Origin of the sequence: Robertmurraya kyonggiensis (genome assembly GCF_005116465.1) — a bacterium.
Lineage (GTDB): Bacteria > Bacillota > Bacilli > Bacillales > Cytobacillaceae > Robertmurraya > Robertmurraya kyonggiensis.
This window is the reverse complement of sequence record NZ_SWBM01000001.1, coordinates 2,151,792-2,167,357: the sequence shown is the minus strand read 5'-3', so window position 1 is coordinate 2,167,357 and position 15,566 is coordinate 2,151,792. Positions and strand designations below refer to the sequence as shown.

At 39.3% G+C, this 15,566-nt stretch carries 15 protein-coding genes and 1 other annotated feature; of the genes, 14 read left to right on the top strand and 1 reads right to left on the bottom strand.

Annotated features, from left to right (window positions below; translation table 11 throughout):
- Window positions 1–16: 16 nt before the first annotated feature.
- From recD2 to FA727_RS10880, 10 genes are all read left to right on the top strand, one after another.
- On the top strand, window positions 17–2,434 hold the full coding sequence (gene recD2 / locus FA727_RS10920) for an SF1B family DNA helicase RecD2 (RefSeq protein ID WP_136830910.1): 2,418 nt from the start codon (window positions 17–19) through the stop codon (window positions 2,432–2,434).
- 85 nt (window positions 2,435–2,519) lie between these two features.
- Window positions 2,520–2,645, top strand: a complete 126-nt coding sequence (locus FA727_RS24945; RefSeq protein ID WP_281280881.1) for a hypothetical protein — start codon at window positions 2,520–2,522, stop codon at window positions 2,643–2,645.
- A gap of 75 nt (window positions 2,646–2,720) precedes the next feature.
- A complete protein-coding gene (locus tag FA727_RS10915) occupies window positions 2,721–3,191 on the top strand; it encodes a PRC-barrel domain-containing protein (RefSeq protein WP_136830909.1) in 471 nt (156 codons plus the stop codon).
- Between the two features lie 27 nt (window positions 3,192–3,218).
- Complete coding sequence (locus tag FA727_RS10910) at window positions 3,219–3,410, top strand: YrzR-like zinc ribbon domain (protein ID WP_136830908.1); 192 nt, start codon at window positions 3,219–3,221, stop codon at window positions 3,408–3,410.
- A gap of 14 nt (window positions 3,411–3,424) precedes the next feature.
- A complete protein-coding gene (locus FA727_RS10905; protein ID WP_136830907.1) occupies window positions 3,425–3,556 on the top strand; it encodes a YrzQ family protein in 132 nt (43 codons plus the stop codon).
- Window positions 3,557–3,645: 89 nt separating this feature from the next.
- On the top strand, window positions 3,646–4,722 hold the full coding sequence (locus FA727_RS10900; RefSeq protein ID WP_136830906.1) for an AI-2E family transporter: 1,077 nt from the start codon (window positions 3,646–3,648) through the stop codon (window positions 4,720–4,722).
- A 69-nt stretch (window positions 4,723–4,791) separates the two neighbouring features.
- Window positions 4,792–5,004: a binding site (T-box leader), on the top strand.
- Window positions 5,005–5,056: 52 nt separating this feature from the next.
- The gene (gene alaS, locus FA727_RS10895; protein WP_136830905.1) at window positions 5,057–7,690 is read left to right on the top strand and encodes an alanine--tRNA ligase; all 2,634 of its coding nucleotides are present in this window, start codon (window positions 5,057–5,059) and stop codon (window positions 7,688–7,690) included.
- A gap of 104 nt (window positions 7,691–7,794) precedes the next feature.
- The gene (locus FA727_RS10890) at window positions 7,795–8,064 is read left to right on the top strand and encodes an IreB family regulatory phosphoprotein (RefSeq protein ID WP_126407236.1); all 270 of its coding nucleotides are present in this window, start codon (window positions 7,795–7,797) and stop codon (window positions 8,062–8,064) included.
- Between the two features lie 4 nt (window positions 8,065–8,068).
- On the top strand, window positions 8,069–8,485 hold the full coding sequence (gene ruvX / locus FA727_RS10885; protein ID WP_136830904.1) for a Holliday junction resolvase RuvX: 417 nt from the start codon (window positions 8,069–8,071) through the stop codon (window positions 8,483–8,485).
- 12 nt (window positions 8,486–8,497) lie between these two features.
- Window positions 8,498–8,785, top strand: coding sequence for a DUF1292 domain-containing protein (locus tag FA727_RS10880; RefSeq protein WP_136830903.1), 288 nt, complete (start codon window positions 8,498–8,500; stop codon window positions 8,783–8,785).
- 675 nt (window positions 8,786–9,460) lie between these two features.
- On the opposite strand, the gene FA727_RS10875 is transcribed toward FA727_RS10880, so the two are convergent.
- Entirely contained in the window at window positions 9,461–10,651 is a 1,191-nt protein-coding gene (locus FA727_RS10875) for an IS256 family transposase (protein WP_136830902.1), read from the bottom strand.
- Between the two features lie 660 nt (window positions 10,652–11,311).
- On the opposite strand from FA727_RS10875, the gene mltG reads away from it, so the two are divergent.
- From mltG to FA727_RS10855, 4 genes are all read left to right on the top strand, one after another.
- Window positions 11,312–12,439, top strand: coding sequence for an endolytic transglycosylase MltG (gene mltG / locus FA727_RS10870; protein ID WP_136830901.1), 1,128 nt, complete (start codon window positions 11,312–11,314; stop codon window positions 12,437–12,439).
- Window positions 12,440–12,694: 255 nt separating this feature from the next.
- Window positions 12,695–13,330, top strand: a complete 636-nt coding sequence (locus tag FA727_RS10865; RefSeq protein ID WP_136830900.1) for an O-methyltransferase — start codon at window positions 12,695–12,697, stop codon at window positions 13,328–13,330.
- A gap of 5 nt (window positions 13,331–13,335) precedes the next feature.
- Entirely contained in the window at window positions 13,336–14,265 is a 930-nt protein-coding gene (locus FA727_RS10860; RefSeq protein ID WP_136830899.1) for a peptidase U32 family protein, read from the top strand.
- A 27-nt stretch (window positions 14,266–14,292) separates the two neighbouring features.
- Window positions 14,293–15,564: a peptidase U32 family protein gene (locus FA727_RS10855; RefSeq protein ID WP_136830898.1), complete on the top strand. Its 1,272-nt coding sequence runs from the start codon at window positions 14,293–14,295 to the stop codon at window positions 15,562–15,564.
- Window positions 15,565–15,566 lie beyond the last annotated feature (2 nt).

Below are 15,566 nucleotides of genomic sequence, written 5' to 3'. Positions count from 1 at the left end.
AAAGGGGGAGAAGACTTTGGCAGAGCAGGAAAAGCTCGATCTATTTAATGAGGAGAGCAAGTACATAAAGGGTAGGCATCTTGTCACGATTTTTCATAATGAGCAAAACCTATATACGGTACTACGAATCCGCGTCGATGACACGAATGAGAACTATGAAGATAAAGAAGCGGTCATCACTGGATACTTTCCGAGGGTCCATGACGAAGAAACCTATATCTTTTACGGGCAAATGAAGGATCATCCGAAGTTTGGCTTGCAGTTTCAGGCGGAGCATTTTCGCAAGGAGCTTCCACAAACAAAACAGGGTGTCATTGCTTATTTATCTGGGGAGCTATTCAAAGGTATCGGGAAAAAAACGGCCGAAAATATCGTCGACACACTAGGGGAAAACGCGATATCGAAAATTTTGACTCAACCTTCGTTATTAGATAGTGTGCCAAAGCTCCCTTCTGAAAAGGCCAAGGAATTATATGATACGTTAATGGAAAATCAGGGCTTAGAGCAAGCAATGATTGCCCTCAATCAATATGGTTTTGGTCCGCAAATTTCCATGAAAATTTATCAGGCTTACAAGGAATTGACACTTGATGTCATTCAATCGAATCCGTATCAGCTTGTTGAAGATGTCGAGGGAATCGGCTTCAGTCGAGCAGATGAGTTAGGATTTCAGATTGGGATTTCTGGAAACCATCCTGACCGTATTAAGGCAGGCTGTTTGTACGTTTTAGAAAATGAATGTCAGCAAGCAGGTCATGTGTATATTCCGGCGGAAGAACTACTGGTTAGTGTAAAAGCTCTGCTCGAAGATAACAAACGTGATGAGATTGAGTTTACCGATATTTCGAATGAACTTGTGAAGCTTGCAGAAGACAAGAAAATCATTATTGAAGATAAAAGAATCTATTTGCCATCCTATTTCTATTCCGAAAAAGGGTTAGTAAAAAATATAAGACGAGTTCTCCAGCAAAAGGAATACGAGGATCAATTTCCTGAGTCGGAATTTCTGCTGGCTCTTGGTGAACTAGAAGAGCGATTAAAGGTGCAGTATGCTCCTTCTCAAAAGGAAGCGATCCAAACTGCGTTAATGTCTCCGATGCTTATTTTGACAGGTGGTCCAGGAACAGGGAAAACTACGGTTATAAAAGGGATTGTTGAATTATATTCGGAACTTCATGGTTGTTCATTAGATCCGAAGGATTATAAAAATGATGAGCCATTTCCTTTTCTGTTAGCGGCACCAACAGGTCGGGCTGCCAAGCGAATGACTGAATCTACAGGATTACCAGCTGTAACGATTCACCGTTTGCTAGGATGGAATGGGGTAGAAGGCTTTAGTCGTAATGAAGACGATCCGCTTGAAGGAAAAATCCTCATTGTTGACGAAACTTCAATGCTTGATATTTGGTTGGCGCATCAATTATTTAAGGCGGTACCAGAGCATATTCAAGTAATTCTTGTGGGAGATGAGGACCAGCTTCCGTCGGTCGGTCCTGGTCAAGTGTTAAAGGATCTTCTTGAATCTGAGCGAATTCCAACGGTGAGGTTAACGGATATTTATCGGCAGGAAGAAGGCTCATCGATTATTGATCTTGCCCATAGTATTAAAACAGGACAGCTACCTGACGATATTTTGAAGCCTCAAAGAGACCGGTCCTTTATTCGGTGTGGGTCAGCTCAAATCGGTGAAGTGGTTCAGAAGGTGGCTGAAAATGCAAAGAAAAAGGGCTATACTTCAAAGGATATTCAAGTGCTTGCGCCAATGTATAAGGGTCCTGCTGGAATTGATAAACTCAATGAAATTGTCCAGCAAATCTTTAATGCAAACGATGATGGCTCACGCAAAGAGCTGAAGTTTGGAGAAGTGAAGTATCGAATCGGGGATAAAGTGCTTCAGCTTGTCAATCAGCCAGAGAATCATATATTCAATGGTGATATTGGAGAGATTGTTTCGATTTTCTATGCAAAGGAAAACACCGAGAAAGAGGACATGATCATTGTCTCTTTTGATGGAATTGAAGCGACCTATACGCGTGGGGATTTAACACAGATTACACATGCTTTTTGTACATCTGTCCATAAATCTCAGGGAAGTGAATTTCCGATTGTTATACTGCCAGTGGTTAAGAGCTATTACCGAATGCTGCGTCGGAACTTGATTTACACGGCGATTACAAGAAGTAAACAATCCCTTATTTTATGCGGGGAAGAAGAAGCACTGCGGATGGCTGTTGCGAGAGCTGATGAGCAAAGTAGGCTTACGACTTTACAGGATAAGTTAAGGGAAGCGATTGAAAAAACAGGTGAGCAGAGTTCAATGCCTGCTGAGGAAAATGAAGAATCCTCGCTCTTATATGAAGAAACCATTATGGATATCGATCCGTTAATTGGAATGGAAAACGTAACTCCTTATGATTTTATGGAGAAGGAATAATTGATAAATTGAATGCCGCTTTTGGCATTCTTTTTTTCGTATTAGGGCCAATGAAAGATCGAATCTTATAAATAGAGGTGATCATATGAGTAAACGAAATCATGCAGCACCAAAATTAAATAAAAAGTATCATGAATTTTCCGAAGAGCTTGCTGATGGAGGAGAAAGAGACGAAATAATAGCGAAGCAAAGAAGGAAAAAGAAGAAGTGACTTGGTAAACCTTACACCTAATGTTTTACCCTTACCAGTAAAGAATAATAATGTTCGAAAAAGGTGGGGAGATCTTTGCGGACATTATCATTGTTAAAGGGATTGCCCGTATATGTCAAAAGCACAGGTGAGAAAATAGGTACTGTGTTTGACCTGTGTTTAGCAGAACAGGGTAGAGTAGAAGGATTGATCTTACGAAAAGGCGCGCTCATCAAAAAATCATTTTTAATCCCATTTGAAGAAGTATCGTCTTTTGGAGCGGATGGAGTCATGATTGAAGAAACGACGATTTTACAGCCATTACAGGAGACCTACCAGTTCTTTGAAGGGAAAGAACGTTTAGTCGGAAAACCATTAGTATCAAGCACTGGTGAGAGCTTGGGTATCCTTGCTGATGTATATTTTCAAGAGGAGCTGGGAACAATTGTAGGGTATGAATGTTCCGATGGCTTCTTTGCTGATATTACAGAAGGAAAACGGGTCGTCAAAACAGATGAACCACCTACAATTGGGAAAGATGCCATCATCGTCAATATTCAACCATGAAAAAATTGTTGTAAGGGGTCTTTTCCAATGTTAAGTTGTCCTAACTGTAATAGCAAAGATATCGGTAAAATCGGGATTAATCAATATTACTGCTGGAATTGTTATATTGAGCTTTCAGTTTCTCATGGAATGATTAACACTCACCAAGTAGAAGAGGATGGATCTTTAAGTTCATTAGATGATTTGTTTGATGAAGATGAGCGTCGCTACATTCTTTAGAAGAGGTGAGTGATTTGAATAAAGCGTTAGTATCGACAATAGCATTTGGAGCCGGAATGGTGGCATATAAGTATGCGCAAAAAAGTGATCTATTGTCTAAGCAAGGTTTGAAAAAGATTCAAAGAAAAGCTAAGTTGATGTTTTAGCTGGTTCCCCTTTTTAAGGGGAGCTTTTTGCATTTTAGGCATAATTTTTCCCAATTCCTCCCACACTATGTTGGAAGGAGGTAGGAACATTGGATATTCGCTTAAAATGGTTTTATCGACTTGGGTTTCTCCTTCTGCTTTTCTTTGTTATTTATGTCTTTTTAAAACTTAAACCTATCTGGCTTCCTATCGCACATAATATTTTTCTTATTCTCTCTCCTTTTCTTATTTCTGCGTTTATTACCTATTTATTGCATCCGATCGTGGAGAAACTCCATGAAAACTTTTTGCCTAGATGGTTAGCAATTTCAATTATTTACTTTTTGTTCTTTGGTGGGCTTGGCTTTGCTATATATAAAGGAATACCTGCCTTTATTATTCAGTTAAGGGATTTAACGGAGAATGCACCTGTTTTGGCTAATCAATATCGGAATTGGATTCGATTAATTCAACAGCAAAGTTCAGAATGGCCAGAAGGAATCCAAGATATGATTGATCAAGGAATCCTTGCAGCTGAGACGACACTTGACCGATTATTATCAAAGGCATTAGCTGTACTACTTTCTATTGTCAACTCGATATTAATTATTGCCTTAATTCCGTTCATTACGTTTTATATGCTGAAGGATATTAATCTTATTAAGAAATCAGCATGGTATTTAACTCCGAGAAAATGGCGGAAAAGCGGTATCCGATTTTTACACGACGTAGATGAATCATTAGGTGGCTATATAAGAGGACAAATTCTTGTTGGTGTGTCACTTGGAGCGATAGCTGCTCTTTTATTTTGGATTGTGAAAATGAAGTATCCACTTCTGCTCGGTTCGATCGTTGGAATTACAAATATTATTCCCTATTTTGGAGCGATCATTGCCTTAGTGCCCATCATAATCATAGCAGCTACGATGTCAGTAAAAATGGTGATTATCTCGTCGATTATTGTACTAATTTTACAATTTACAGAGGGAAATATTCTTTCTCCCATTATTGTTGGAAAGAGCCTTCATATGCATCCATTAATGATTATGTTGGCCCTTTTAGCAGGAGGAGAGCTTGGTGGAATAGTTGGTCTTATCGTTGCTGTGCCTATTCTGGCTATCATAAAAGTCAGTCTTGTCCATGCAAGAGACCATTTTATTCAGGCGAAAATAAAGACAGAAGACTAATTTGTGCTAACAAGATTGACAAACCCTTTTTTGTATCGCTATAATGCGTCTATAAGGAAAATGTAATAGGTCAACATGTTGAAGGAACGAGTATGTTACAGACCGTCTGAAGAGAGGAATTTCCGAGGCTGAAAGAAATTCTAGATGAAGGGTAACAGAAAGCTATTCCAGAATGCAGGTAAAAGCCTGCCGTAACTCCCAGCGTTAACGGGATTTGAGAGATGAATGATGCTTTTCATTCGTAATCAGGGTGGTACCGCGAGCACAGTTCTCGTCCCTGTTATGGATGAGGGCTTTTTTATTTGCAAAAAATTACATATTAGGAGGAAAAATGATGAAGAAACTGACTGGCGCTGAAATTCGTCGTATGTATTTAGATTTCTTTAAAGAAAAAGGGCATTCTGTTGAACCAAGTGCACCACTTGTACCACATGATGATCCGTCTCTACTTTGGATTAACTCTGGTGTAGCAACGCTGAAAAAATATTTTGATGGTCGTGTGATTCCGGATAATCCTCGTATTACGAATGCGCAGAAATCCATTCGTACAAACGATATAGAGAACGTTGGAAAAACAGCTCGACACCATACATTTTTCGAGATGCTAGGAAACTTTTCAATCGGTGATTACTTTAAAGAAGAAGCGATTGAATGGGCTTGGGAATTCTTGACTTCTGAAAAATGGATTGGCTTTGACCCAGAACGTTTATCAGTAACGATTCACCCAGAGGATGAAGAAGCTTTTGACTACTGGTACAAGAAAATCGGTGTTCCTGAAGAACGTATTATTCGATTAGAAGGAAACTTCTGGGATATTGGGGAAGGCCCAAGTGGACCAAACACAGAAATATTCTATGACCGTGGCGAAAAATACGGCAATGACTCGTCAGATCCAGAACTATATCCAGGTGGGGAAAATGACCGTTATTTAGAGGTTTGGAATCTTGTGTTCTCTGAATTCAACCATAATCCAGATGGCACATACACGCCGCTACCAAAGAAAAACATCGATACTGGAATGGGTCTTGAGCGTATGGCTTCCGTTGTCCAAGACGTACCAACAAACTTCGATACTGATTTGTTTATGCCGATTATTCGTGCTACAGAAGAAATTTCTGGCGTTCAATATGGAAAAGGCAAAGAAAGCGATGTAGCATTTAAAGTTATCGCTGACCATATTCGTACAGTTGCTTTTGCAGTTGGAGATGGTGCCCTACCATCAAATGAAGGTCGTGGCTATGTTCTTCGTCGCTTACTTCGCCGTGCTGTACGTTATGCAAAGCAAATTAATATTAACCGTCCGTTCATGTTTGAATTAGTGCCAGTCGTTGGTGAGATCATGGCTGACTACTATCCAGAAGTGAAAAACAAAACAGACTTCATTCAAAAAGTCATGAAAAACGAAGAAGAACGATTCCATGAAACACTTCATGAAGGATTAAACATTCTGGCTTCCATCATGAAAAAAGAGAAGGAAGCTGGAAGTGACACCATTCAAGGCAAAGATGTTTTCCGTCTATATGATACGTATGGATTCCCTGTGGAGTTAACAGAGGAATATGCTGAAGAAGAAGGTCTAAAGATTGACCACGAAGGCTTCGAAGCGGAAATGGAAGCACAAAGAGAACGTGCAAGAGCGGCTCGTCAAGATGTTGATTCTATGCAGGTTCAAGGTGGCGTATTAGGAGAAATTAAAGTTGAGAGTAAGTTTGTTGGGTATGATCAGCTTCAAACAAATTCGACTGTTGTTGCTGTTGTGAAGGATGGACAGTTAATCAACTCAGCTTCAGCTGGAGAAGAAGTACAAATTATTCTTGATGAGACTCCTTTCTACGCAGAAAGTGGTGGACAAATTGCCGATGAAGGTATACTATCAGCTGCTGGTCTGAAGGTTTCTATTAAAGACGTACAAAAGGCTCCAAATGGACAAAATCTTCATAGAGCCATCGTGGAAGAAGGCACATTGATAGAAAATGCTCAAGTAGTGGCAATTGTTGATGAGCAAAACCGTAGCAAGATCATCAAGAACCATACGGCAACGCACCTTTTACATCAAGCATTAAAGGATGTACTCGGAAAGCATGTAAATCAGGCAGGTTCCTTAGTTCAGTCTGATCGCCTTCGTTTTGACTTCTCACATTTTGGGCAAATTAAAGCGGATGAGCTAGAACAGATCGAAGCGATTGTGAACGAGAAAATCTGGCGTGGCTTAGCGGTTAATATAGATTACAAAGGTATTGAAGAAGCTAAGGCAATGGGAGCTATGGCGCTCTTTGGTGAAAAATATGGTGATATTGTTCGTGTAGTTCAGGTCGGTGACTATAGCTTAGAATTATGTGGTGGTTGCCACGTCCCTAACACTTCCGTGATTGGTTTATTTAAAATTGTTTCTGAGAGCGGTATTGGTGCAGGAACACGCCGTATTGAAGCAGTAACTGGTGAAGGTGCATATCAGCAAATGATTGAACAAATCAATGTTCTCAAATCGGCTGGTGCGAAACTGAAAACAAACCCTAAGGAAGTTGCGAATAGAATTGATATCCTTTTAGGGGAAATCAAACAATTACAAAGGGAAAATGAATCTCTTGCAGCAAAATTGGGTAACATTGAAGCTGGAAGCCTTGTAGATAAGGCAAAAGAAATCAATGGAGTAACTGTTCTTTCAGCAAAAATTCAAGGTGTCGATATGAACAATCTACGCAATATGGCAGATGACTTAAAGCAAAAGCTTGGTTCCGCTGTACTTGTGCTTGGAAGTGTTCATGAAGATAAAGTGAATATTATTGCTGCAGTAACAAAAGATTTAATCGACCAAGGCTATCATGCTGGAAAACTAATCAAAGAAGTTGCAACACGTTGTGGTGGTAACGGTGGTGGCCGACCTGATATGGCCCAAGCAGGTGGAAAAGATCCGAATAAATTGGATGACGCTCTTGCTTTTGTAGAGGAATATATCAAATCCGTTTGATATTAGGACAAAGTAGTGTAAAATGTAGGTAACATCAAGAAGGCTCTTTTCTCACAAGCCTTTAAATCTTAATTCGCGTTGAATTTAAAAGCGAGGTGCAAATTATGAGCTCATTTGATAAGACAATGAGATTTAGTTTTCCGGAAGAGCCATTTGAACATGACGTCAAGGAAGTTCTTTTAGAAGTATATGAGGCCCTTCAAGAAAAAGGGTATAATCCGATAAATCAAATTGTTGGTTACCTACTTTCTGGTGATCCTGCCTATATACCGCGTCATCGTGATGCGCGAAATATTATTCGCAAGCTAGAGCGAGATGAAATCATCGAGGAACTTGTGAAGTCATATTTAAAACAACAGCGAGAGGGATCATAAGAATATGCGAACCATGGGACTTGACGTCGGCTCGAAAACAGTTGGCGTTGCTCTTAGTGATGAATTAGGGTGGACAGCCCAGGGCTTAGAAACAATTCGCATAAATGAAGAAAGAAATGTGTTTGGTTTTGAGCAACTTGGCAAAATTATTAAAGAGTATCAGGTAAGCAAAATCGTTGTTGGCTTACCAAAAAATATGAATGGCACGATCGGACCACGCGGAGAGGCAAGTTTTTTTTTCGGGAATGAATTGGAGAAGCTATTTGGCCTACCGGTAGTTTATTGGGACGAGCGTTTAACGACGATGGCTGCCGAGAGAGTCCTTCTTGAGGCAGATGTGAGTCGTAAAAAAAGAAAAAAGGTAATCGATAAAATGGCAGCAGTCATGATTTTACAAGGTTACTTAGATAGTCAAAAATGATGAGGTGACAAAATGAACCACGGTGATAACCATATTACAGTAGTTGATGAAGACGGAAACGAACAGCTTTGTGAAATTCTCTTTACTTTCGATTCAGAGGAATTCGGAAAGTCTTATGTACTTTACTATCCAATCGGTGAAGATGATTCAGATGATGAAGAAACTGAAATCCATGCATCTGCTTTCACTCCTTCAGAAGATAACAAGGACGGAGACCTTCAACCAATTGAAACAGAAGAAGAATGGGATCTAATCGAGGAAATGCTAAACACATTCCTTGATGAACAAGAAGACGAATAAGTTAGACTAGACAAAAGGTATCGAGGATTGCTCTCGGTACCTTTTTTTGTCTTTTTTTGTGGATGGGGTTGATTTCTGCTCCGTGCGCTTGCTTTTCGGGGGGGCCGGGATTCCGCGAGCCTCCTAGTCTCGAAATCGTTGATGAAACCATCTATTATAGAAAATTTGGCAAAGCTGTCTGCATGCCCCCGTCAGAAGACAACTATTTGAGAAAACTGGATAAAGCTGTCCGCATGAAACGTTCATGAAGACACTAATTAAGGTAGTCAGGTGAATAGTGACCGAATGAAACGTTCATGAAGACACAAATTAAGGTAGTCAAGTGAATAGTGACCGCATGGAGCGTTCATGAAGACACTAATTAGGGAAGTCGGGTGAATAGTGACCGCATGGAGCGTTCATGAAGACACTAATTAAGGTAGTCAGGTGAATAGTGACCGCATGGAGCGTTCATGAAGACACTAATTAGGGAAGTCAGTCAAGTCCATAATATTGTGTAAAAGTATTACAATGCTTCTGTCAAGTTAATATACTGTTATTTAGAACTATATTTATTTCTCATTTATATTGAGGGGAGGACATGTTAGTCGGGAAGGTTACCTAGGGGATAACTCTTGGTTCCTGGCTAACATGTCCATATATGCTCAATACAAAGAGAGATTGGGAACTAAACTGTTAGAGTCTTTTAAAAGCTTTCATTTCACTTAAGTAAGGAGTTTTTACCTTACTCCATTCTTCTTCAATATCCATTAAAACAGATCCGATAATTCTAATAGCTGATTGATCATTAGGGAAGATTTGTATGACTTTTTCTCTTCTTCTGATTTCTCTGTTCACTCGTTCAACCATATTTGTGGTGCGTAAGCTTACATGATACTGAGCCGGTTGGGAAAGAAATTGAATGGAGTCTTCAAAGCCAGCCTCTAACTTCTCGATGGCTTTTGAATAACCTTTGACATTCTGGTACTTCTCAACAAAGTTATCCTTTAATTTTCTAACAACCGTTAGGTTTGAGGTCTTGAATAAATCCTTTAGCTCTTGTCGAGCTTCTAAAGAGTCTTTCTTTGGAAAGGTTTCCACAATGTTTCTTAGGAAGTGAACCGCACATCTTTGCCAAGAGGTGCCCAAGAATGAATGCTTAATAGAATTAACCAAACCAGCATGAGCATCAGAAATCACCATTTTGGGTGACTGGAGTCCTCTTGACTTTAAGTATTCAAAAAAGAGGGTCCAGCTCTCTGTAGATTCGCCATGATTGATCTTGAGACCAATGATTTCTCTACGGCCATCTTGATTAACTCCACAAGCAATATGAACGCTTTTAGGGACTACTCTGTCGTTCTCACGAACCTTAATATACATAGCATCAACGTAGACATAAGGGTAATAAATCGTGTTTAAAGGACGCTCTCTCCACTCATTAACAATAGGGTCCAAAGATTTAGTCAGATTCGACACCATAGATTTAGACACACTTGTCCCGCAAAGTTCTTCTACTACTTTTGTGACCTTCCGTGTAGAGACTCCGTTGATAACCATTTCCATCATAGAAAGGATTAGCGCCTGTTCACAACGCTTGTATTTTTCAAAAATAGTAGTAGAAAATTCTCCATCTCGAGTACGTGGAACTCGAAGTTTTAAGGAACCTGAACCAGTTATAAGTTCACGTTCGTAGTATCCATTTCTGTAGGCTTTTCTTTCTTCCGTTCTTTCATGGGAAAGAGCATTAATGTATTCATCTCTTTCTTTTTCCATAAGAGAGTTTAACAATAAGGTAAGAGCTGCTTTTACAGGAGATTCCAAGGAGCTATTTTCGATTTTTCCTTTGAGATCTTCTAGGTTTATAGTAATATTTAGTTGGGTCATCATCATGTCCTCCGTAAAATGGTTTCTTGGTCGAAAACATTGTAACACGGGTCATGATGATGACCTATTCTTTTTACCAATTATATGGACATAATCGGGAAGTCAGGTGAATAGTGACCGCATGAAGTGTTCATGAAGACACTAATTAAGGTAGTCATGTGAATAGTGACCGCATGGAGCGTTCATGAAGACACTAATTAAGGTAGTCATGTGAATAGTGACCGCATGAAGTGTTCATGAAGACACAAATTAAGGTAGTCAGGTGAATAGTGACCGCATGGAGCGTTCATGAAGACACTAATTAATAGTGACCGCATGGAGCGTTCATGAAGACACTAATTAAGGAAGTCAGATGAATAGTGACCGCATGAAGTGTTCATGAAGACACTAATGAGAGAAGCCTAGTGAATAGTGTCCGCATGAAATGCCCGGGACCACCCTAGACTGAGCATAGCGTGGGAAGCGGCTCCGTCACGCACGCGGAAAGCGACTGCTGGAGAGGAAATCAACAACCTACTAGCCGCTTCAAATTTCTATTTCTTATCGAACTTTTTGATTTTTTGTCTAGTAACTGCGTAATTTGAGGAAATATAGTATAATGATGCGAGATGAGCAAAAATAGTAGAAATTCATCCACGTTTGTTTATTGGGGGGAACTTGATGGCATCGGAGGAAACAAAAACTAAAAAGGATTATATGCGTGAAAAAATGATAGAACAACAACAAGAAGCCAAAGTAGTACGAAAAATAGTTTTAATCATATCCATCGTTTTATTTCTAGTTGTGGCAGGTACACTTACTGGCGGTTACTTTTACATAAAAGGAGCCCTAGAGCCAGTTGACCCATCTAGCAAAAAAGAAAAAACAGTCGAAATCCCGATTGGTTCATCCGTTACGGGAATTGCCCAAATACTTGAAGAGAATGGCATCATTAAAGATGCAAAGGTCTTCAAATATTACGTGAAATTCAAAAATGAATCCGGGTTTATGGCAGGAGAATATGCCTTAACGCCGGCGATGACCTTCCCAGAGATTATCGAAAGCTTAAAAACCGGTAAGCTAATGGAAGATATCGTCTTCAAAATTACGTTACCTGAAGGAAAACAACTAAAAGAGATAGCTACGATTATTGCTGAAAAAGCCAATCTTAATAGTGAAGAAGTTCTTCAACAACTAAACGATAAGGCGTTTATCGAGAAATTGATGCAAAAGTATCCGAATTTATTAACGGAAGAAATTTTAGCGGAAAATGTTAAGCATCCATTGGAAGGCTATCTTTTCCCAGCTACGTATCCGTACTATAAAGAGGAGCCTACATTAGAAGAAATTGTCTCAGTCATGCTTAATAAAACAGAAGAAGTGATTGAGGAATTCTCAGGCGCTATGGCTGAAAAGGAATTTACGCCACATAAATTACTCACGATGGCTTCATTAATCGAAGAAGAAGCGACGGAGAAAATAGAGCGTGATCAAATCGCGAGTGTCTTTTATAATCGAATAGATGTGGGAATGCCTCTTCAAACCGATCCGACGGTTTTATATGCAAAAGGAGAGCATAAAGAAAAAGTATACTATAAGGATTTAGAAATTGATGATCCTTACAACACGTACATCAACACGGGTTTAACGCCAGGTCCGATTGCCAATGCAGGTGTATCATCGATTGAAGCGGCGCTTAATCCGGCAGAAACAGATTATTTATACTTCTTAGCAGCTCCAACTGGTGAGGTTTACTTCTCCAAAACATTGGAAGAACATAATCAATTGAAAGCAGAGCACATAAATTAATTAATCATTTTGAGGAGTGTCTTTTAGGCATTCCTCTTTTCAATTTAGTCTGCTTTGAATCGTTGTGAATTTATTTTCTTTATGCTAAAATAGAAAAAGTGTTTTATACATCAGTCGATAGCGTATACCACATGTTTGCTCGATTCGTTTTGTCTTTCGTCTATGAATCTTGCGGTGTGAACGCTATTTTTTCATGTCTATAGATAATTAATGTTAAAAGTGCTTATGCTGAAAAGACCCGAGGTGGAGCAGTAAATGAACGGTGAAATCCAACAATATATTGAACAGCTGATTCCTAAGAGGTCTGAGCTTTTCTCGCGTATTGAAAGCTATGCAGAAGAAAATGATGTTCCTATCATGGAGTCTGCGGGAATAGAAGCTTTACTACAGATTTTAAGGATACAACAGCCAAAAAGGATTCTAGAGGTTGGAACGGCGATTGGTTATTCTGCTTTGAGAATGGCAGATGCTATACCTCATACAAAGGTTGTTACCATCGAGAGAGATGAAGAACGTTACACGAAGGCTGAGGAAAACTTTCAATTAGCTAATAAAACGGATAACATTCATTTAATCAAAGGTGACGCCCTTGAAGTCGAGGACCAAGTGAAAAAACTGGCTCCTTACGATGCAATCTTTATTGATGCTGCAAAAGGGCAGTACAAACGTTTTTTTGAAATGTATTCGAACTATCTCTCTGATGATGGAATAATAATCACAGATAATGTGTTATTTAAAGGACTCGTCTGCGAACCGAACATTGAGAATAAACGGATACGGAGTCTTGTTAAGAAAATAAATGAATTTAATGAATGGCTTATGAGTCATCCAGACTATCATACGGTTATTTTACCGGTGGGAGATGGAGTTGCGATTAGTAAGAAGAGGTGATTACATTGAAAAAACCAGAATTATTGGTGACGCCGAAAACAGTTGAAGATATTCTTCCTTTATGTGAAGCAGGTGCAGATGCATTCGTCATCGGAGAAGTGCGTTATGGCTTAAGACTAGCAGGCGAATTCTCACGTGAAGATGTAGCGAAAACGATCGAACTTGCCCATTCAAAAGGCAAGAAAGTCTATGTGGCTGTCAATGCGATTTTTCATAATGACAAAATTGAAGAGCTTTATGATTATCTAAAATTTGTCGATGAGGCAAATGCTGATGCGGTTATTTATGGTGATCCAGCAGTTTTAATGGTGGCAAAAGAAGTTGCGCCCGAATTAAAGCTCCATTGGGGTACAGAAACAACAGCAACGAACTGGTACCATTGTAATTATTGGGGACGAAAAGGTGCAAAACGCGCGATACTAGCCCGCGAACTTAGCATGGATGCAGTTATTGAAATGAAAGAGCATGCTGAGGTTGAAATTGAAATTCAAGTACACGGAATGACAGCGATGTTCCAGTCAAAACGTTCGCTTTTAGGGAATTATTTTGAGTATCAAGGAAAAGCGCTTGAAATCGAAAATCGTAAAGAAAACAGCAATATGTTTTTACATGATAAAGAACGTGAAAACAAATATCCTATTTTTGAGGATGCAAATGGAACTCATATTATGAGTCCTAATGATATTTGCATGATCGATGAATTACAAGAGTTTATTGAAGCAGAAGTTGATTCTTTTAAAATTGATGGAATTCTAAAGAGCTCTGAGTACATTGAGACGGTGACAAAGCTTTACCGAAAAGCGATTGATTTATGTGTAGAAGACCCGGATCAATATGAGGACCAAAAGGATGAATTTTTAACCGAAATTGAAAAAATTCAACCACCAAACCGTCGTCTAGACACAGGCTTCTTCTTTAAAGAAACAGTTTACTAAGAATCATATCTATAAGGAGGTTCACTCATGGCAACAACGATGCAAGACCGAATTTCCAAAATCGTTGATGGCAAACGTGTCATTGTGAAAAAACCAGAGTTACTTGCGCCTGCGGGTAACCTTGAAAAATTAAAAATTGCTGTTCACTATGGTGCAGATGCTGTTTTTATCGGTGGACAAGAGTACGGATTACGTTCAAACGCTGATAACTTTACATTTGAAGAAATGAAAGAAGGCGTAGAATTTGCCAAAAAATATGGGGCAAAAATCTATGTAACAACAAATATTTTTGCTCATAACGAAAACATCGATGGACTAGAAGAATATATCTTAGGATTAAAAGAAGCAGGAATAGCCGGGATTATTGTCGGTGACCCTCTTATTATTGAAACATGCCGCAGATTAGCTCCAGAAATTGAAGTGCATTTAAGTACACAGCAATCCCTTTCCAACTGGAAAGCCGTTCAATTTTGGAAAGAAGAAGGGCTAGAGCGTGTCGTGCTAGCTCGTGAAACAAGTGCAGAAGAAATTGAATTGATGAAAGAAAAAGTCGATATTGAAATTGAAACATTCATCCATGGGGCAATGTGTATCGCTTTTTCTGGCCGTTGTACATTGAGTAATCACATGACAGCCCGTGACTCGAATCGTGGTGGGTGCTGTCAGTCATGCCGTTGGGACTATGATCTTTATGATTTACAAGGTGAAGAAGAGGTTTCCTTATTTGCTGAAGGAGATGCTCCTTTTGCCATGAGTCCAAAGGACTTAAAATTAATTGAGTCCATTCCACGTATGATTGAAATTGGAATCGACAGCTTGAAAATTGAAGGCAGAATGAAGTCAATCCACTACATCGCAACGGTTGTAAGTGTGTATCGAAAAGTAATTGATGCTTACTGTGCTGATCCGGATAACTTTAAGATTAAGCGTGAGTGGCTTGAAGAGCTTGATAAATGTGCGAACCGTGAGACCGCCTCTGCATTTTTTGAAGGTGTTCCAGGGTATAATGAGCAAATGTTTGGAAACCATAGCAAAAAGACGAATTTTGACTTTGTGGGGTTAGTATTGGATTATGATCCAAATACGCAATTGGTCACATTACAACAACGTAATTACTTCAAAGTAGGTCAAGAGGTTGAATTCTTTGGACCTGAAATTGAAAACTTTACACAAGTAATTGAGCAGATTTGGGACGAAAAGGGTAATGAGCTAGATGTAGCGCGCCACCCACTCCAAATTGTGAAGTTTAAAGTGAATCAACCGGTTTACCCTAACAACATGATGCGAAAGGAGCTCTAAGA

What these genes read in the sequence shown, in the direction of transcription:
- FA727_RS24945 (WP_281280881.1), top strand. Translation starts at nt 2,520, where the DNA reads ATGAGTAAACGAAATCATGCAGCACCAAAATTAAATAAAAAGTATCAT.
- FA727_RS10910 (WP_136830908.1), top strand. Translation starts at nt 3,219, where the DNA reads ATGTTAAGTTGTCCTAACTGTAATAGCAAAGATATCGGTAAAATCGGG.
- alaS (WP_136830905.1), top strand. Translation starts at nt 5,057, where the DNA reads ATGAAGAAACTGACTGGCGCTGAAATTCGTCGTATGTATTTAGATTTC.
- FA727_RS10890 (WP_126407236.1), top strand. Translation starts at nt 7,795, where the DNA reads ATGAGCTCATTTGATAAGACAATGAGATTTAGTTTTCCGGAAGAGCCA.
- ruvX (WP_136830904.1), top strand. Translation starts at nt 8,069, where the DNA reads ATGCGAACCATGGGACTTGACGTCGGCTCGAAAACAGTTGGCGTTGCT.
- FA727_RS10880 (WP_136830903.1), top strand. Translation starts at nt 8,498, where the DNA reads ATGAACCACGGTGATAACCATATTACAGTAGTTGATGAAGACGGAAAC.
- FA727_RS10875 (WP_136830902.1), bottom strand. Translation starts at nt 10,651, where the DNA reads ATGACCCAACTAAATATTACTATAAACCTAGAAGATCTCAAAGGAAAA.
- mltG (WP_136830901.1), top strand. Translation starts at nt 11,312, where the DNA reads ATGGCATCGGAGGAAACAAAAACTAAAAAGGATTATATGCGTGAAAAA.
- FA727_RS10865 (WP_136830900.1), top strand. Translation starts at nt 12,695, where the DNA reads ATGAACGGTGAAATCCAACAATATATTGAACAGCTGATTCCTAAGAGG.
- FA727_RS10855 (WP_136830898.1), top strand. Translation starts at nt 14,293, where the DNA reads ATGGCAACAACGATGCAAGACCGAATTTCCAAAATCGTTGATGGCAAA.